This window comes from Embleya sp. NPDC059237 (assembly GCF_042754105.1).
Classification (GTDB): Bacteria; Actinomycetota; Actinomycetes; order Streptomycetales; family Streptomycetaceae; genus Embleya.
This window is the reverse complement of record NZ_JBHZAE010000027.1, coordinates 103358-121123: the sequence shown is the minus strand read 5'-3', so window position 1 is coordinate 121123 and position 17766 is coordinate 103358. Positions and strand designations below refer to the sequence as shown.

Genomic DNA, 17766 nt, shown 5'->3' with positions numbered 1-17766 from the left:
GGACTGCGGCCAACTGCGGGAACAATGCCTGCACATCGACGTCACACGACACCAGCCTCTACCAACGGTGCCGTCGCGTCTCATCGTTCGACGTAGTCGATCACCCGCTACGAAAATCTTGGAAGAGCCAGGATTTAGGTGTACGGGGTCTCGTTTGAGTGAGTCTGGGTTTCGACTAGGTTTCGTTCGTTTGGTCGTCGCCGGTTCGGCTCAGGTGCGGCCTGCGGTGACGCGGCCGTCGAAGGCGAGGTCGAAGGCGTTCAGCGCGGCCTTCCATTTGTTGGACCAGCGCACACGTCCCTTGCCGGTGGGGTCGAGGGCGAGGGTGGCGAGGTAAAGGCGTTTGAGGGCGGCCTGTTCGTTGGGGAAGTGACCGGAGGCGTTGGCCGCGCGGCGGTAGCGGGCGTTGATCGACTCGATCGCGTTGGTGGTGCAGATGATGGTGCGGATCTCGCGGTCGAACGCGAGGAAGGGCACCATCTCGGCCCAACTGCGTTCCCACAAACGCACGATCGCCGGATACGCCGTCTCCCAGGTCGCGGCGAACTCGGCGAGGCGTTCGTGCGCGGCGGCCTCGGTCGCCGCCGTGTAGACGGGCTTGAGGTCCCGCGAGATCGCCGCCCAGTCCTTCCTGGACGCGTAGCGAAACGAGTTCCGTAGGAGGTGGACGATGCAGGTCTGCACCACGGTGGCGGGCCAGACCGACGCGACGGCGTCGGGCAGGCCGTTCAACCCGTCGCAGACCAGGACGCAGCAGTCCTTGACGCCCCGGTTCTTGAGTTCGCCCAGGACCTGGCCCCAGTACTTGGCGCCCTCGCCGCCGTCGCCGATCCACAACCCGAGAATGTCGCGGTAGCCGTCGACGGTGACGCCGAGCGCGACGTAGACGGGGCGGTTGGCGACCTGGCCGTCGCGGATCTTCACGTGGATCGCATCGACGAAGACCACCGGATACACCGCGTCGAGCGGGCGGGTCCGCCACTCGTTCATCCCGCCCAACACCTGGTCGGTGATGGTGGAGACGGTCTCCTTCGAGGTGGTGATGTCGTAGACCTCGGCCAGGTGCGCGACGATCTCGCCGCCGGTGAGGCCCTTCGCGGTCAGCGAGATCACCATCTCGTCCAACGCGCCGGTGCGGCGGGCGTGGACGGGGACCAGGCCCGGGCGGAACGTGCCCGCCCGATCCCGCGGGATGTCCAGGGTGACCGGCCCGACCTCGGTGTTCACCGTCTTGCGGCGAGTGCCGTTGCGGGCATTGCCACCCCGGCGCGCGCTCGCCCCACCGGTGCGGGCCTGCTCGGCCGCGAGATGCTCCTCCATCTCCGCGTCGAGCGCGTCCTCCATCAGGCGCTTGGCCAGTGCCTGCAACAGACCGCCCTCACCGAGCAGACGCACCCCACCCGCCCTGGCCCGCTCGGCCGCCTTCTCCGCCAGCTCGGCCACGGCCGCCGTCAACGTAGTGTCCACGCCCTGCCCGGTAGCCGGCCCGGACGTCCCCGAAACGCCCTCCACCACAGTCGACCCGGTCGTCGTAATCGCCACATCGGTCATCGGATACTCCCTTTGCTCAGGGTGTACACCGAGCCCTTGATAGTCCCTCCGTGCCCCCCAACCTCGAGCCCGGGGAGGCCCGTTGTCGGTCGGGCATCCGGCCACCCCATGGCGCCCGGCCGCCGCATCCGCGCGGGGGTCGGGTTTGGCATCGTTCGAGACGCCACGACCGATGTCGGTGATGGAGGCGATGATGGGGGCAAGGGATCGTCGGCGCGTGGGGCGTGGCATCGGTTGGCCACCGGTGCGCGGTGACGGCCCGACAGTTGGTTCGACGGTGCGGGGGGATCACGGTGGTGTTCACTGCGGTGCACCGGGAGTGGGGCGTGCTGGACGCGACCCTGCCCGACCTGGGGTGCGGGCGGCGCTGGCGCGAGGTTCATCTCGCGCGGCCCCGGGCGGCGTTGACGTGCCCGGCGTGCGCGCACGGCTCCCACGCCAAGATCTCCCCACGCGGCCTGCGGTTCTTCGCACACGACCCCGGCGCCCCGTGCTGCCGGCTCGCCGAGGAGTCCCTCGAACACCACCTCCTGAAACTGGAGTTGCTCACCGCGGTCCGCGACGCGGGCTGGTTCGCCCACCTGGAGGTGGCCGCGGCCGACGGCTCCTGGCGCGCCGACGTCCTGGCGACATCCCCCGACGGCACCCACCGCATGGCCTGGGAGGCCCAACTGTCGCCCATCGGCGTGGACGCCATCCGCGCCAGGACAGCGAACCTGGCCCGCGACGACGTCACCGTCTGCTGGGTCGCACCCGCCCCCAAACCCGGCACACCACCCGCACCCTGGCTCGACGCCGTTCCCGCCGTCGAGGCCACCCCCACCGACACCGACACCACCGTGACCTGGACCCTCACCCACGGGCTGCGCCGCTTCGCCATGTTCGTCGACCCGGCGCCGGGCGCGGCACCGCGCCGGTGGTGGGAGCCGGTCGAGGGCGTACCGCTGTCCCGATTCGTGGGCTGGGTCCTGAAGTCGACGGTCACCCCCCACCAAGGACGCGGTTCCCGCCACGCTCCGACGGCGCCGCCCCCGCTCTGGTGGACGGCCCGCCACTACATCACCCTGGAGCGGGAGACGGCCGAGATCGAGGCCCACGCCGAGGCCGCCGCACGCCATGCGCTCATCGCGCAGGCCGAGGCCCGACAGGCCGAGTTCGACGCCGAAACCGAACGTCACCGCGCGGCCGAGGAGCACGCCCGACGCAGAAAGGCCCTGGCCGACCGGGCCGGGCACTGGCACGCCTGCTCCTCGGCGAGGAGGGAGCAACTCACCGGCGCCGTGCACGCGTGGGCCGAACGCGAGCAACTGCGCGTCCAGGTCGTCTTCGGCGCGGCCGCCCCCCACTGGGCAGGCGGCGTGGCGGTGCTGGACGGCGCGAGCGGCGCCCCGGTGGCCACGCTCACCCCCGCACGTGGGCTCCTCGACGGCCTGGACCCCGCGCTGACCGTCCTGATGGAGACCCGCACCCAACTCCGTGACATCCTCCCCGCCCTGCCCCCGCACGTGCGCCTGGAAAGACTGCAGGTACCCGGCGAGTCACGGGCGCGGAACCTGGCCGACTTCCTCGTGGCCGGCCCCGCGATCACCGACGAGATGTTCCACCGACCTGACAAAGCCGTCCCCAGGCCAGCGCACGCCACACCCGCACCACAGCCGCGCCACCGAAGCCGGACCCTGCTTCTGCTCGACGTCACCGCAGCTCTCAAGGCCCTTGCACGCGGTCGGTTCCCCATCGATGAGGCGGTGCACTCTGCGGTGAGTCCCGTTCTCGACGCGATGGAGAGCGGACAACTCGATCCCGAGATCACCCGCGACGCGCTCCTGGCCACGGCCGGCGAGAACACCCACCGCATACCCGGCGACACGCGGTCCGTGGAGACCATCCTGCGCAACATCCTCGAACGCCTGTGACGACGATGTGGACAGGTTCGGCGACTCGCCCGAGTCAGGCCCGACGACAGCCGAGGTACATGACCCTCACGCCCCGGTGCTCACCGTGCCGTGCCGGCGGGACGTACGTCGTGTACCAACGGGGCGAGTGGGTGGATTCGGCCGCGGTACCAAGCGAGCTGCTCGACGGCGGACGTCTCGCCGGTGGTGGTGATCGTCGCGGTGAGACCGAACTCGTGGCCGGTGGGACGTCCTTGCCCGTCCCACCAGTGCCACGCCGCCTCCACCTCGTCCCACAAGCGTCGCGGCCCGCTCTGCAGGACGTTCGGAGTATGCCCGGGGGCGAATCCGGCGGCGGCTGTGGAGTGTCCGTGGCCGGTGTCCGCGGCGTGCAGCCACAGGGTTCCGCCGCCGTGTCCGTCCGGGACGGGTTGGGCGAGGCAGTCGGGAACGCGCAGTCCCAGGACGAAGCCGACGGGGTCGAACGGCCCGGCGACCACGTCGCCCCATCCCAGCGCGGTCGTGGACGCTTCGGCGGTCCCGGCCCAATCGGAGGGGAGCGACGCGGCGCCGTAGGGACGCCGATTCGGGCGTTGCTGGCGGAGTTTCATGAACGCGGTGGCCATCGTGAACGGCCCGCTCGCACCTTGGCCGTCTGCGTCGACGACCAGGCGCAGCGCGCAGTCCCCGGTCCCGTAGTCGGTCCCCCAAGGCATGACGATCACCGCGTCGGGCCTCGCCTGCTCGATCCACGCCGCGGGGACGCGGCGCACGCCAGCGGTGACCTGGACCCGGTCGTAGGCGCCCCCGGCCGCATGTCCGAGAGCGCCGTCCCCGACCACGACCTCGACGGCGTCCCCGTATCCCGCCCGGGCCAGGTTCGCCCGGGCCTCACACGAGGTCGCGAATATGAAAGCGGCCCCCGGCGACCCCGGCCGGACGCGGAGAAGGCGCCGACCGCCAGGTGGTCGACGCCTTCCCGCTGCCGGTACTTCGCGGGGCACAGCCCGCACGACACGCCACGAGGCGATTGTGTGGACCCGCGAAAAGGGCACCGACCCACCGTGCTGGCAACCCACCCCCCACCGCACACGATTCACCCGAACCAGACGCACACATCCCACACACCGACCCACGGCCGACCCGGCCCGGACCGCACACACAGGCGCCGGCGCACGAGAATCCCCCCGACGAGAAGACCCCCGCGCCCGGGCCGAACGGGCAACTCCCGCCCCACCCCCGACCCACACGCTCGGCCGCCGAACCGCTTGACCGATTACCCGTCGCGTGGGGCGTCGCCTGCCCCGTCGCCTGGGGCGTCGTCCTTGGAAACGACGGGGCCCACAGCGGTGTTCGGGCCGGTCGGGGGCCGATGTGCACCCTCGAAAATGCGCAGGCTGTATAGGGGTTCATCGTGAGTAACCCCAATCCACCCCGTCGGCCGGCCCGGCCGCCCCCGGCTCACGGCCGGCGCATCCCCAACGCGTCCAGCTCCGTGATCCGCTCGGCCGAGAGCTTCGCTCGCCTGCTCCTGGTCGTGGTCACCCACACCCCTCAACCTGACGTCGTCCGGCCACCCGTCGAACGCGGTCACCGTCTCCACATGGGCGCGCGGCACCTCCACATGCCCCACCCGGGCCCGGTACGCCGCCGCCGCGCCCACCGCGATCGCCCACGCCTGCTCGCGCGTGCGCCGCGGCCGAGGCCCGTCCGGCACCGGCACCGCCGCCCCGGCCTCGGCCGCCGCGGTGTCGAGCATGGCGGGCGGGGTGAGCCCGAGCGCGAGCAGCTGCTCGCGCTGCGCCTGGTTGAGGTCGTCCCACCCGGACCGTTGCCGGGCGACCCACCGGCCGATCGCGGTTCCCCGGTGGGCGACGTCCAGCCCCATCGTCCAACCGCGCCCTCTCGTCCGCCTCGCCGCACTCGGTCAGGTATTCGGCCGCGTGGGTGAGGTGCCGCTGCCACGCGACGGGCCGGTGCGCCGGGTGCCATTCCTCGCCGTCCACCAGCGCGTCAAGCGCCGCGCCGCGCCCGGCGGACACCTCGCCCCGCCGATCCTGCGCCCGCCTGTTCGCGAGCCACGTCCCGATGGGATGGCCGTCGACCACGGCATCGGCCGGCGCGGCCAACGTGCCATGCTCCGTGGCGTATCGGCGCCCTGAGGGATCACGATGTGGTGTCCGTCATATCGCTGATCCAGTCACATCTGCGTCTGCGGAACCGTCATCTCTTGCAGCAAGGCAATCGGCCCTGCGATTCCGCACTGCCCCTTCGAGGAGGACCTTTGAAGAAGATTTCCGCCGCTGTTGCGGCGGTTCTTGTTTCGGGCGTGGTCGTGACCTCCGCAGCTGCCACAGCGGCTCCCGCATTCGCTCAGGAACGTCCGAGCGCCGCCCCCGCAGCCAGGTGGACGTGGACCGGAAACATCTATGGCGACAAAAGCGGATGCGTGGACGCCGGCCAGCAATACCAGCGCGAGGGATACCAGTACCAGTGCCGGTACGAGTATTTTTCGTACACCAAGCAGTGGCTGTGGTTCCTCTACATCTATAACTGACCCCGTGTGTCGGAAAAGCCGACCGGGTCAAGCGTGACCGTGGCTGCCCACCCAGCGAAGACACCTCCGCAGGGTGGGCAGCCCTCGCCATGACGCACGACCCCGTTCGATCGTCTGTGAGGCGAGCGGGGCAACCGCTCTTGCCCCGCTTCGTGTTCGATCGCGAACACCCCGAGATCAGGTGCGTGTCCGCGGGACCGACCGAACGCATGGCCAGCCGACTCGCCGAGTGCCGCGTGTGTCTGGCGAGAAATCATATGGCGGGCCCACCCGCGCTCTGACCAACCTTTCTCCATGAGTCTGTTACCACCGAACCGGGCGGCGTTCGGATTCCGCATGTCGGGAGCGGCAGCGGCCGTCGCGTTGCTGCTCGCGGGCTGCTCCGACGCAAAGGCCGAACGGCCGCCGAACGGATCCCCGCTGTACCCGTGCGACCTGCTGACCGACAAGGAACAAGCCGACCTGGAACTGCAGGTGCTCGATAGGGGCGCGGACGGTCCGAACGCACCCTGGTGCCTGTTCGGCACGAGGAACATCCTGGGTCCGACAGGAAGAACCATCGCACAGGTGCGCCTCGCGGTCTGGGACAGCACCGATCCGAACGACCCCGCAAACGCGAAGTCCCAAGCCGATGCAGCCCAACGGGACAAGAACGCGGACGTGACGGTGACGACGGTCAACAGCAGAGAGATCTACCAGGTCCGTACACCGCGGTCCGCCGACACCATCCTGTACTTCCCCGTGAACCCGACCTCGTCGGTATCGGCCGCGGTGTCGGCCCCGGAGGGGTATTCCCTCTCCCAACTGACACGGTGGATCGAAGCGAAGCTGCCCGCACCCGCACGCAGTACCGCCGCCGACAGGTAACCCCGTTATATTCTCCGCAGTCCTGTAAGAGGGCGGCATGACTGCGGTTCCGTGGCTCGGTCGGAAATGCCGGATGTATCGCGGGAATCCCTATGGGTTCTTTTGTGTCTGGGCGGAGGACCGGCCCGTGCGCCGCAGCGACGCGGCTCGGTGTTCCGGGGGCCTCGGCACCGGCCTGCCCGGCAGTGCGAGAGCCCCCGGTCCGAAGGCACCTCACGCCAGGGCCGATATTCGAAAGCCGGCGGACGCCGGCTTGAACGGCCGCCGGGCTGGCCCGGTGCCGCGTGAGCGAGCCCTGACCCGCCCGAGGTGTCGGCCGGTCACCGATCGACACCTCGAAACCCACATAAACCCCACTCCGGATCTCACACCCGCCTTCACGTCCAGCGCATCCCCAACGCGTCCAACTCCGTGATCCGCTCGGCCGACAGCTTCGCCCGCCTGCTCCTGGTCGTGGTCACCCACACCCCCAGCCGTACGTCCTCCGGCCACCGGTCGAACGCCACCACCGTCTCCACGTGGGCGCGGCACCTCCACATGCCCCACCCGGGCCCGGCGCCGCGGCCACCGCGATCGCCCACGCGTGCTCGCGCGTGCGCTTCGGCCGAGGCCCGTCCGGTACCGGCACCGCCGCCGCCCCGGCCTCGGCCGCCGCCGCGTCGACCGACGCGGGCGGGGGCAACCCGAGCGCCACCAGCTGCTCGCGCTGCGCCGCGTTCAGCCCGTCCCACCCGGACCCAGGAGGATGCCAGCGGCGGCCTGGCGCGCGTCCTCGCAGATCTGGGCGACGCGGCTGGTGTCGATCAGTCGGCACGTGTCGGCGGGCCAGGCGGCGCCGGACTCGACGAACAGCCATGCCTGGCCGCGTACTTCGGTGCGGCTCGTGACGATGTGGGTGGTGCCGTCCCTGCACAGGATGCGGTCGCCGACCAGTGCGGGCCGCGGCTGGTGCTGCGCCTCGGGCTTGGGGGTGTGCAGGGCGTCGAGGTGGACGCCGAGGGCTTCCGCCTGCTCCCGGGCGACCCGGACGCTGTCGGCGTATCGCCCGTTGTCGATCTCGTAGGCGTCCTCCGCCATGCATTGCGCCCGCCATGCCCACACGTCGAGGAATTGGCGGGCCGACGCCGATGATTCGGCCCATATCCGGAAGGAAGCCCCGGCTCGCAAGGCCAGAGCAGCCCGGCCGGCGGCATCGGTCCCATGTCGTTCGAGGGCGGCAATCAGGTCATCGCGATCCACGACGTGCAGTATGGCCTGCGCGGGTGCCGGCACCGACCTCGATGCGATGCGGTGATCACGTGCTGCGTGTCGCGATCGAGAATCCCACCTACACCACACGAACGAGGAAGAAGGCCCTGACCACAGGCACGAGAGCTCAGCAACCCTCGAAGGAACTCACGGGATATCCCACGGACGTCACCCCGGCCCGCCGCTGGCAGCGATCCCGCCCGACGGCAACGCGCCTTCGGTATCTCGCCGTTGCGGCGCCTGGAAACCGCCACCGCGCGCATCCGCCGCTCGGAGGCGGGGAACCGGGAACTCCGCATGGCGCCGGCTCCGGGCGAACGCGGGGCCGCCGAAGCGCCCGGACAGCCGCTGCCTCCTGGCATCATGCCCTCATGGACGTCTGGGCTCACGAGGGCCTCCTCTATGAGGTGGATTCGGGCTACAGCCTGCCGGACGACGCCTGGCGGTACGAGTTGGCAGGCATCTCCGGCGCGCCCGGGACAGGACCGTACCTCGTCGTGATCATTCCCGACGCCACGCCGGACGACGGTCCCTTCACCCCGAAGCAGGCCGAGCACGTCCGGACGGTGATCCACGATGGACGGACCCCATGGCCGGTCCTCCTCCGCTTCGTGGATCTGATCGAGGGCTCCGGCGACCTTGCCCACGGGCACGAGGCAACCTCGGACATCGGCACCCTGACCTCGTCCAACAACGAATGGCGGTTCGCCGACCGGCGATTCGAGGTGAACTCGTTCCACATCGGGGACCGGGACTCCTGGTGTTGCGAGCTGTATGAGTTCGCCCCCGAGACATCCGAGAACAACTGCATCAAGGTACAAATTCCCGGCACTCGGCCGGCGGAGAGCCCGTTCGTTGCCGCGGCGGCCGATCGGGCGACGTTCACGGCCCACGGTGCGTGGACGCTGCCATGGCCGGTCTTGCGACACTTCCTCGACGTCATCGAGACATCGGGCGACATTGTCGCAAACACAACGGCAGCCGCCCATCCCAAACCTTCGCCGACACCGTGATCGAAAAAGGTCGGGACGCGTCGTCGTCGACACGCCGAAGCGGAGCTCTGAGCACACCGCACGGTGACCCCTTGAAAGTGCCGGGCCGTCGAGCACGCCCTTGGTTCGGGGCACCGAGGAGCTGTTGATGCGCCACCCCGACGCCACGTACGCAGCGCGGCTTGCCGCCTACGGGACCGTGAGCACTCGGCTCTCGTTGCTGAGCGACCACCGGCTCGGGGAGGCCGTGGCAGTCGCCACCCCGCTCGGGTCGGGCATCGGCGGCAGGTCGGCGGAGCTGGACATCAATGGAACGCGCGTCTTCGTCAAGCGGATCCCTTTGACGGACATCGAATTGCGCCCGGAGAACGCGCGATCGACCGCGAACGTCTTCGACCTGCCGATGTTCTACCAGTACGGGGTGGGCTCGGCCGGGTTCGGTGCCTGGCGGGAGCTTGCCGTGCACACCATGACCACGAACTGGGTTCTGGGCGACGAGTACGCGGGATTCCCCCTGATGTACCACTGGCGGGTTCTGCCCGACTCCCCTCCCGAAGGATTCACCGACGACTTCGGGGGCCTGGAGGGGGCCGTCGCCCACTGGGAGGGATCACCCGCCGTTCGTCACCGGCTGGAGGCCATCGGCCGGTCCTCGTGCAGCCTGGTGGTCTTCCTGGAGCACGTGCCGCACACACTCGCCGAATGGCTGGCCGACCACCGCAAAGCCGCCGTGCCGGGAGACGGGGACGGGTCGCCCTTCCGCCGGGTGGAGGAAGCTCTGATGAGCGGAGCCGCCTTCATGAGTTCTCGCGGACTCGTCCACTTCGATGCTCACTTCGACAACATCCTGACGGACGGCCGCCGGCTCTACTTCGCCGACTTCGGACTTGCCCTGAGCTCCCGCTTCGACCTTTCGGCGGACGAGTCCAACTTCCTCTCGGACCACCTCGCGTACGACCGCTGCTACACCGCGAGCCACCTGCTCCAGTACCACTTGCTCGACGGCGTGCGCGGTGACACGGAACGGAAAGCCTTCCTGCACGACTGGATCTCGGGCCGGCGCCCTGGCGACGTCCCACCCGCGATCACGGCCATCATCGACCGGCACGCACGCCCTACCGTCATCGTGGACTCCTTCTTCCACCGTCTTTTCACCGAGAGCAAGCAGACGCCGTTCCCGACCGCGGAGATCGAGCGGCAACCGGGCGCCGGCATGACAACCCCGAGTTGAAACACGCCCCCGACACCGTCACCGGCGAGTCGGCCCTGCCCCACCCGCTCCAAGTGCTCGCCCTCCGCCTGATCTCAGCCCTCCGCATTGCCGAACCCCAGCCGAAACCGGCGCGCAAGCACTGCCGGCCAAGCCCATGATCACTCAGGCGCACCCCGCTCCCGCGCCGTGGTGGACGGGCCACATGTGTCGGCCTGCGCCACCCACCCGCCGGTGCCGTCTCCCCGCCGTCCCGGCAGGCGTCGTGGACACTCGTCCGCCGTACGCGGTGGAGGAGACCACCTCGACCCCGTCGGCGGGCCGGAACGCGTCCAGGGGCCGCCGTTGGCCCCGATGACAACCTCGCTGCGGCGACGCTCCGGCTTCCGGGAGTGATTCGGGCGGTCGGGTCAGAACGGAAAGGCGTACGGGGCGGTTCGGACGCGGTCGTGGACCTCGCGCAACCATGGCAGGCGGACGGCGGGCAGGCCGACGAGGGTGCGCAGAAACAGGGGGCCGGAGGGGCGGAATCGACTCCACGGGTGGCGCGGCAGCGGGTCGTCGCGGAGCACGCCCTCGGGCATGCCGCCGCTCGCCGGAATCGGCGGGCGGTCGCACTGGTGGCGGCGGTCGTGGCGGTCCTGGTGGAAGGCCAGGTACATCCACACCTCGGCGGCCAGGGGCACAGCGGCGACGGGGGCGGGCGACCGCCATGCCTCACCCGTCTGCGGGTGGATCGGGACCAGGAGGATGTCGGCATCGTCGTCGTGGTCGGGCAGGCCCGGGCCGGCCAGGACCAGGCGTTTCGCCGGCGGCCCCGGCGGCAGCAGGATGTCGAGCGAGCGGCCGAAGGTCTCGGTGAGCAGACCGTCGGGCACGGTCACGGGAGCGCCGGCCGATGCCGCCAGCGTGTGGGCCAGGGCCACTCCGACCGCCGCCTCCCATCGGGGGTTCCACCAACCCTGCGGCTCGATCGGCTCGGTGGCCGAGCGCTCGTTCGCCAACGTGGCCCAGTCGAGCGGCGGGGGTTCGCGGTCGTTGCCGGTGAGGAGGCGTACGGCCTGCGGGTCGAATCGCACCTCCTGCCAGGCCCCACAGTCGTCGATCCGGGTGGCCACCGGCCGGCCGCAGCCGGTGCAGGCCAGGTTCGGTCCGGCCCTGCCGTCCACTCCGTAGCAGGAGCCCTCGCATCGGTCCGGAATCAGGGCGGTGTTGCGGGCGTCACCGGGTCTGACGACCAGGGTTCCGGGCGTGCCGAAGCACACGGCATGCGTGGGCGCGAACAGGCCCCGGGTCGCCGCTTGTGTCGGCCCCACCTCGTCCCACGGTCGCCAAGGCGGCCCGAAGGGCGCGGGGTCGATGGCGTAGGTCCCGGATTCCATGAGCGGGGGGAGCAGTTCGTGGCCGACATCGTGGCCGGCGTGGACGGGAAGTGCCACCCGCGACACGGGGGCTGACAACATCGTGCCGCACTCGGCGCACGCGAACCGGGCCATGCATCCCCTTACTTCGGTCACGGGGATTGTCCCGGCTCGGTCGTCGACGGCCAACGGGTTTTTCGGTGACGGTCGCGTTGTTGGCAGTCAAAGCGTTCCCGGCGCATCCCGCGCCGTCGGCGGCGGCTTCACGGCCAGGGTGATCTGCGGCGGCCCCGGGAGGCGGCCCGCCGGGATGGTCACGAAGCTCCGGCGCGGAAGCGCCCGAGCGGGCGGGCGCGGGGAGAGGCCGTCGCGGGTCACGGGCGGTTGCCGCCTGCGCGGGTCGCGGGTGGTTGGGGGAGCATCGGGGTGTGCGGCGGGGTGGGCTTCGGCCTGGTGCGTTCGGTCCGGTAGTGGATCGTCACGGATGCGCGGACGACGAACGGGTGTTCGGTGTAGGCGTGTTGCCAACGCACGGGCCTGGCGTCCGGGCCGCTTCCGCTCCCTCCGAGTGGGCCGTATTGCTCGTCCGCCCCCGGCGGGGGCGTCGGGTCCGGTGGGCGCAGGTCCGGAACCGGTTGTGGCCGCGCCCAGGTCGCCGTGTCCGGCGTCAGCCCGAGCCTGCGTGCCTCGCGCTCGAACGCGGTCGTCGACGTCGTGGGATCGTCCGTACCGTAGAAGTACACGACCGTGGACGTGCATGTCACGCCCGTCATGCCCGCCTGCGGCTTCATCCGGGGCGTGGTGTCGCGCCAACACCGGTCGAAGACGAAACGCTCGAACTCCGCACCCGTAGGACGGCCGAAGACCCGGAAAGGCGCCTCCACCTCGACCCGGGCACGCCGCTCCTCCGCGCGATGCCTCTCGTGCTCCTTCCTCTCGTCCGCCGCGAACTGCCGCTGACACGCGTACAGCCCGCCGAGGACGGTCACGACGGCCAGGGTGATCACGGCCAGGACGAACCGGCCGAGCCGCAACAGGCAACCACCCATCGGCCGCGTATCGGGACGCGAAGACATGCCCCCATCGTGGCCCGCAACCGCGCCCGCATCGGCGGCCGTTGCGCACTCGCAACCCACCCCGCCGCGCACATCCCCTCGGTACGCCACGACGCGGCACGCCCCGCCCCGGCACGTGGTGCCCGGCCCCGCCCGGTGTCCACTGTCGAGGCCGTGACCGACGACAACTCCGCTGCAGACCACCGGCGTTGACACGGAGCCGATCGGGGCGATCCTCCGCCCCGGCGCGCTCGGTGTCGAGCCGGTGGGCACTGCGGTGCCCGTCGTTCGGGTCGAAGTCATCCGGATCGACAACGGTGCCCGGTTCCGGTCCGTCTTTTACCGGCCCCTTCGACACAGGCATCGTCCACACCCACGTCAATCCCCGCCCCCGCGCCTCGAGGGTAGGGGCGAGCGCTGCCACGGCATCGACGCCGAGGAGTTCCACCGCCTGCTCGATGGTGTCGTCATCGACGACGCCCGGGTGCTCGACGACGAGTTGCGCGAGTGGGAGGCCTACTGCGACCACCCTTGGCCTCACGGCGGCCGAACCCCCTATGAGCGCCTCGAGCGGAAGACCGCATCCCGGACGTGAGCGCTCATCGGCGGTTGCATGTGTCGTGTGGTGCGGTGGATCGGCTGTGCGGACGCGGGGTCGGTGCCGGATGTCATGCTCGCGCGGTGGTCTGTGACGTATGCGGGACGCCGATGGTGTCGGAGCGGGTGGGGTCCGGTCCCGGGGAGGAGGTGTGGTGTTGCCCGTGGTGTTTCGCGTTCACCTACGTGGGTGGTGAGTACTTCGCGGTGTGTCGGCCTCCGTACCTGCCGGTGCGCATGCGGTGGGAGCGGGCGGTTGCGGACGGTCTCGCCGACCGGCCCGTGCACGCCTACGGCGCGTTCCGGGCGACACTGTGCGGAATCACCCGGATGGATCTGTCGGCGTCCGCGTATCCGTGGCCCCATCGGTGGGAGTCGGCCTGCGTGACCTGTCGGGAAGCGGCCGAGGCCGTCGACGCCCGCTGGCCGGCGGGCATGCGTCACGGGGAGGCACGGGCAAGCGTCCGCAACAGCGCGTGACGATAGGTTCGCCGGGTGACGGTCGAACGCCTGCGCCTGTTGTCCGGCCCCGAATACTCCGATGTCTGGGACCGTTTCGATGCCCGCTTCGCTTTCAGACCCAGCGTGTGCGAGTTTCCCGGGATCACGGAGCCCTCGCCGTCGATCACGTGGAGCCTGGACGCCTTGCGCGACGACCCCGGCGACCGCAACCTCGACCGTCTGGTCGACCTCGTCCAGGACGGGCTCGCCGACCGCTGCGCGCCGGGGAGTCGCTGTGGCTCCTGGACTGGCAACACACCTGCCACCGGCTCCGCCCGGACGTCCCGGAGACCGACATGTTCCTGCCGCGCGTACTCGAAGGACGCTCGCGCGAGGGCCAGCCGTTCGGCCCATACCCGGCCGGGGACTACCACGTCTTCCTCGCGCAGGACCTGCGATTCGGCACCTTCGGGCACCCCTGGGAACACACCTTCCGCGTGTTCGGCGCGGAACTCCTGGACGAGATCGAACAGGACATGCACCACATCCTGGGACGACCTCTGCGCCGGGACGGGGTACCCGTCGATCGACCCGCCCCGCGGCGGTGACGAAGACCGCGACGGTCCCGGGGTAGGGCGGCAGGACGGCGAGCATCCGCCAATCGGCCGCGTCGAGTTCGGCGTATCGGGCGCTGCGGTCGTCGGCCGCGCCGAGCACGGCCGGGGCCACTGCGGCGCTCGTGGCGAGTACGAGCACACCTGGCAGCAGGCCGCGTCGGGCGGAGCGCAGGTCGGCGTCGCGTCGGCGGAAGCAGTGGTTGCGGCCGGGCCGCGTTTGTCTCCGGACGGCACACTGCCGGCGACCGGCGCCATCCACGACGGCGTGCGCCGCTCCGACGCCGCCCCGGGGGGATCACGGGGTGTCGGTGGGGGCCGGCTACGCTGCGCATGCGCCGGTGTCCGGCGCGGCGACGTGGCCGTCCCGGGGCGGGTGGGGTGCGCGCCGGCGCGTCGTGGGTGGACGTGTTGTCACCCGGTGTCGGGGACAGGGGAGGGGCGGGGATGGGCGAGGGCGGGGACGTCGAGGCGTCACACGGGACTTCGAGCGCGTCGTCGCGGGACGTGTGGAGCGCTGCGGAGCCGTCGGGGGAGGAGTACCGGTCGCAGCGTTGGGAGGGGACCGACGGGGACGTGTGGATGGTGGTGGCGGGGATGTCGTTCGACGTTCGGGAGGGTTTCCGCTATGAGCGGGTGCCGTTCGCCCGGTTCGCCGACGAGCCCGACGTACCGCGGGAGTTGGAGCGGATGCGCTCCGCCGATCCCGTCACGGCACGCGAGGCGAGGCAGGCGTTGGGGTGCGCCATGTACTGCGAGGGGTGTCGTTTCCCGGTGGGGGCGTTGGCGGTGCCGTTCCTGCTGCGCATCGCGGCCGACGCGTCCACACACGATCGATCCTCGGGGTTGAGGATGTGTGCGTTGGTGGCACGCCGGAACTTCTGGGACGACGGGTCCCGGGCCGGTCTGCTGCGGGTGGCGTACGCGGACGACGACGTGCGTTACGGCGTGGACGGCTCCGTGCAGAACTGGGTGATCCGCGCGGCGCGGGACGCGATCGCCGCGGACGCGCACATCCCGATCGCACTGCTGGACGACCCCGACCCGCAGGTGCGCGAGATGGCCGCGTACGTCCTGGCCGCCGCCTCCGACCGGGCCCGGGAGATCTCCACCGCCCTGCACACCCGCCTCGACGTCGAGCAGCACGCCCGCGTGGGCGCGGGCCTGGTCCTGGCGATCGCGCAACTGGCCCGGGAACACCGGCACGAGGACGCCGCCGCGTTCACCCGCGCCCTGTGGTCGGACGCGACCCGCACCCCGGAGGTGCGGGTGTGCGCCGCGCTGGGGTGGCTGTGCCTGGTCGACGACCCCGTCCCCGACACCCTGCGCACGATGATCGAGGAGACCGTCACCCCCGAACTCCACCGACTCCTGTCCCCGACGCCGTGGCTGACGCAGGTCGACTACATGGGCGCCGACGGCTTGTCGCACACCCTGTGGCAGATGCTCGACCCCGACACCTGGCCCGACCCCCCGACAGAACCCTGCTTCTGACATCACGTGCCCGCGCTTGCGGTGTCGAGGCCCGACGGGGTCGTGCCGCAGGCGCAGTTCGCGCGGCTTCGGTCGCCGCGCCGGCTCACGAGTCGCCCAGGCCCGGTAGGTGTCGGTGTCCGGCGGCAGGCAGGGCCTTCGCTCGGTGACATCCGTGGAACGAGGTCGAGATGTCCGGGGAACTCGTGCGCGACAAGGCCTACGACAGCGACCCCCATCGCCGAATGCTGCGCGGACGCGGGATCCTGCAGGTGTGTCCACCGGTCCGATGCGAAGTCGTCGATGGTGTCGGTTCGGTGTCGGGGGCGGGCGTTATGGTGCCCGGTCGTGGACGCCACCGATCTCGACTTCCGGGCCCGGACGCGATCCGGCTGTATTCCGCCGGAGCTGGTTTCGCGGCTGCTCGAACGCGGCCGTGCCGACGTGGTGGAGGCGCAGGCCGGGCGCGGCCAGTGGTTCTGCGCATTGGCGTGGGCGCGGGTGCTGGCCGATCGGGGCCGGGAGGCCGAGGCGTGGGAGGTCCTGGCCCCGTATGTGGCAACGGGCTGGTGGACGGCCGTCGTTGGCGCGGCCGGGGTGCTGGAGGGCTGGGGCCGCGTCGACGAGGCGATCGACATCACCCGAAGGCGCATGGAAGCCGGGCACCCCAAAGCCCTGGACACCTACACGAGGCTGCTCGCCCGGCACGGCCGCGCCGAGGAGGCGTTCGACCTGCTCGTGCCGCATGTCGACGACCGGGAGATCGCCACCGCCCTGGTCGACATCGCCCACGTCGCGGACCGCGACGAGGAGGCCGCCGCGCTGCTTGCCGGCCTGATACGGGCCGACCACCGCTGCGACAGCCCGTGGTGCTGCCGCGGCCTCGATTCGGACACGGCGCTGAGCCTGCTTGCGACGATCCGCGAACGCCGGGGCCACATCGACGAGGCCATCACCCTGCTCCGCTGGCGGTCGATCGTCTCGGTCAACGGCCGAGACCAACTCGCCGACCTGTTGGCCCGGCACGGCCGGGTCGAGGAACTACGCGCCTACGCCGCGTCGGACGGGCATCGGGAGGCCGTGGGGCGGTTGGCGGAGCTGCTGGAGGAGGGTGGCGACGTGGAGGGCGCGATCGCCGTGTACGGGCCGACCGACGGCCTCGCGGCCCGGGACCCGAACTCGGCCTACGATCTCGCGCGGCTCTTGACCCGGCACGGACGGGAAGAGGAGGCGATCGCCGTGATGCGCGCCCTGGCCGACGCCCGCCCGGGCGCCGACTGGATTCTCCACGCCTTGTCCGAGCTGTGCCTCGATCGGGGCCGCCCCGCCGACCGCTTGGCGCACCTCGACGCCCTCCACGCCCGACGCGGGGGCGAGGACGAGTGGGAGCTGTACCGGATCCGGTTGCCGCTGATCGCCGCCCGCGGCGGCATCGACGAGGCGGTCGCACACGCCCGCGCCCACCCCGAAGGCGACACCCGGTACGCGGCGGAGGACATCGCACACCTGCTCGCCAGCGCCGGGCGCACCGAGGAGGCCGTCACCGTCCTCCGGGAGCACGACCGCGGGAACAGCCACGACCTCGCCTGTCACCTCGTCGACCTCGGCCGCGCCGAGGAGGCCCTGGCCGTCGTGTTGCCCACGAGCCCCCCGACACCGCTCGTGCCGACGACGCACCTGTGGTCCGACGAGCCACCACGCTGAAGCCCCGACCGAGCGCCGGCGATGACCACGGCCGTACACGAAACCCCCTGCGCCGTGCCGCACTGCCGACACCCGCGGCTCGCGATCGGATCGCCCCGGTCGACCTCGTCCCGCCGGGTCCCGGTGGCGAGGCGAGGTGGTCCTGGTGTGCAAGGGATCCGGCGATCGATCCCCTCACGGGCCTGTGCCACGGGTCGGATGTCG

The 17766-nt window shown here is 71.1% G+C and carries 16 protein-coding genes and 2 pseudogenes; 10 read left to right on the top strand and 8 right to left on the bottom strand.

The window, feature by feature from the left end:
• Positions 1–210: 210 nt before the first annotated feature.
• Positions 211–1551: an IS256 family transposase gene (locus ACFXKZ_RS48285; protein WP_380013393.1), complete on the bottom strand. Its 1341-nt coding sequence runs from the start codon at positions 1549–1551 to the stop codon at positions 211–213.
• A gap of 296 nt (positions 1552–1847) precedes the next feature.
• On the opposite strand from ACFXKZ_RS48285, the gene ACFXKZ_RS48280 reads away from it, so the two are divergent.
• On the top strand, positions 1848–3464 hold the full coding sequence (locus ACFXKZ_RS48280) for a competence protein CoiA family protein (protein ID WP_380013390.1): 1617 nt from the start codon (positions 1848–1850) through the stop codon (positions 3462–3464).
• An 80-nt stretch (positions 3465–3544) separates the two neighbouring features.
• Here the strand turns inward: ACFXKZ_RS48280 and ACFXKZ_RS48275 are convergent, their stop codons facing one another.
• From ACFXKZ_RS48275 to ACFXKZ_RS48265, 3 genes and pseudogenes are all read right to left on the bottom strand, one after another.
• The gene (locus ACFXKZ_RS48275; RefSeq protein ID WP_380013387.1) at positions 3545–4447 is read right to left on the bottom strand and encodes a hypothetical protein; all 903 of its coding nucleotides are present in this window, start codon (positions 4445–4447) and stop codon (positions 3545–3547) included.
• Between the two features lie 272 nt (positions 4448–4719).
• A complete protein-coding gene (locus ACFXKZ_RS48270; RefSeq protein WP_380013384.1) occupies positions 4720–5331 on the bottom strand; it encodes a helicase associated domain-containing protein in 612 nt (203 codons plus the stop codon).
• A 130-nt stretch (positions 5332–5461) separates the two neighbouring features.
• Positions 5462–5587, bottom strand: a pseudogene (locus ACFXKZ_RS48265) (helicase associated domain-containing protein); the annotation flags it as partial.
• 140 nt (positions 5588–5727) lie between these two features.
• Here ACFXKZ_RS48265 and ACFXKZ_RS48260 point away from each other — a divergent pair.
• Entirely contained in the window at positions 5728–6000 is a 273-nt protein-coding gene (locus tag ACFXKZ_RS48260) for a hypothetical protein (RefSeq protein ID WP_380013381.1), read from the top strand.
• Positions 6001–6294: 294 nt separating this feature from the next.
• Positions 6295–6867, top strand: a complete 573-nt coding sequence (locus ACFXKZ_RS48255; RefSeq protein WP_380013378.1) for a hypothetical protein — start codon at positions 6295–6297, stop codon at positions 6865–6867.
• Between the two features lie 377 nt (positions 6868–7244).
• Here the strand turns inward: ACFXKZ_RS48255 and ACFXKZ_RS48250 are convergent, their stop codons facing one another.
• Entirely contained in the window at positions 7245–7385 is a 141-nt protein-coding gene (locus tag ACFXKZ_RS48250; protein WP_380013375.1) for a helicase associated domain-containing protein, read from the bottom strand.
• A 199-nt stretch (positions 7386–7584) separates the two neighbouring features.
• A complete protein-coding gene (locus ACFXKZ_RS48245; RefSeq protein WP_380013372.1) occupies positions 7585–7944 on the bottom strand; it encodes a hypothetical protein in 360 nt (119 codons plus the stop codon).
• Positions 7945–8612: 668 nt separating this feature from the next.
• On the opposite strand from ACFXKZ_RS48245, the gene ACFXKZ_RS48240 reads away from it, so the two are divergent.
• Complete coding sequence (locus ACFXKZ_RS48240; RefSeq protein ID WP_380013369.1) at positions 8613–9128, top strand: hypothetical protein; 516 nt, start codon at positions 8613–8615, stop codon at positions 9126–9128.
• A gap of 127 nt (positions 9129–9255) precedes the next feature.
• Positions 9256–10338 (top strand): protein kinase family protein, encoded by a 1083-nt coding sequence (locus tag ACFXKZ_RS48235; RefSeq protein WP_380013366.1) that lies wholly within the window; start codon positions 9256–9258, stop codon positions 10336–10338.
• 389 nt (positions 10339–10727) lie between these two features.
• On the opposite strand, the gene ACFXKZ_RS48230 is transcribed toward ACFXKZ_RS48235, so the two are convergent.
• Positions 10728–11756, bottom strand: a complete 1029-nt coding sequence (locus ACFXKZ_RS48230) for a hypothetical protein (RefSeq protein ID WP_380013363.1) — start codon at positions 11754–11756, stop codon at positions 10728–10730.
• 296 nt (positions 11757–12052) lie between these two features.
• Positions 12053–12754, bottom strand: coding sequence for a hypothetical protein (locus ACFXKZ_RS48225; protein WP_380013360.1), 702 nt, complete (start codon positions 12752–12754; stop codon positions 12053–12055).
• Between the two features lie 244 nt (positions 12755–12998).
• On the opposite strand from ACFXKZ_RS48225, the gene ACFXKZ_RS48220 reads away from it, so the two are divergent.
• From ACFXKZ_RS48220 to ACFXKZ_RS48200, 5 genes and pseudogenes are all read left to right on the top strand, one after another.
• Entirely contained in the window at positions 12999–13328 is a 330-nt protein-coding gene (locus ACFXKZ_RS48220) for a hypothetical protein (protein ID WP_380013357.1), read from the top strand.
• A gap of 86 nt (positions 13329–13414) precedes the next feature.
• Positions 13415–13810: a hypothetical protein gene (locus ACFXKZ_RS48215; protein WP_380013354.1), complete on the top strand. Its 396-nt coding sequence runs from the start codon at positions 13415–13417 to the stop codon at positions 13808–13810.
• Positions 13811–13825: 15 nt separating this feature from the next.
• A pseudogene (locus tag ACFXKZ_RS48210) lies at positions 13826–14379 on the top strand (DUF2716 domain-containing protein).
• A 453-nt stretch (positions 14380–14832) separates the two neighbouring features.
• Positions 14833–15879 carry a hypothetical protein gene (locus tag ACFXKZ_RS48205; protein WP_380013351.1) on the top strand — a complete coding sequence of 349 codons (1047 nt, stop codon included), beginning with the start codon at positions 14833–14835 and terminating at the stop codon, positions 15877–15879.
• Positions 15880–16206: 327 nt separating this feature from the next.
• Positions 16207–17562: a tetratricopeptide repeat protein gene (locus ACFXKZ_RS48200; RefSeq protein WP_380013348.1), complete on the top strand. Its 1356-nt coding sequence runs from the start codon at positions 16207–16209 to the stop codon at positions 17560–17562.
• Positions 17563–17766 lie beyond the last annotated feature (204 nt).

Excerpts from the sequence above, each read along its gene's own strand:
- ACFXKZ_RS48225 (WP_380013360.1), bottom strand. The coding sequence starts at position 12,754 with ATGTCTTCGCGTCCCGATACGCGGCCGATGGGTGGTTGCCTGTTGCGG.
- ACFXKZ_RS48285 (WP_380013393.1), bottom strand. The coding sequence starts at position 1,551 with ATGACCGATGTGGCGATTACGACGACCGGGTCGACTGTGGTGGAGGGC.
- ACFXKZ_RS48245 (WP_380013372.1), bottom strand. The coding sequence starts at position 7,944 with ATGGCGGAGGACGCCTACGAGATCGACAACGGGCGATACGCCGACAGC.
- ACFXKZ_RS48205 (WP_380013351.1), top strand. The coding sequence starts at position 14,833 with ATGGGCGAGGGCGGGGACGTCGAGGCGTCACACGGGACTTCGAGCGCG.
- ACFXKZ_RS48235 (WP_380013366.1), top strand. The coding sequence starts at position 9,256 with ATGCGCCACCCCGACGCCACGTACGCAGCGCGGCTTGCCGCCTACGGG.
- ACFXKZ_RS48255 (WP_380013378.1), top strand. The coding sequence starts at position 6,295 with ATGAGTCTGTTACCACCGAACCGGGCGGCGTTCGGATTCCGCATGTCG.
- ACFXKZ_RS48270 (WP_380013384.1), bottom strand. The coding sequence starts at position 5,331 with ATGGGGCTGGACGTCGCCCACCGGGGAACCGCGATCGGCCGGTGGGTC.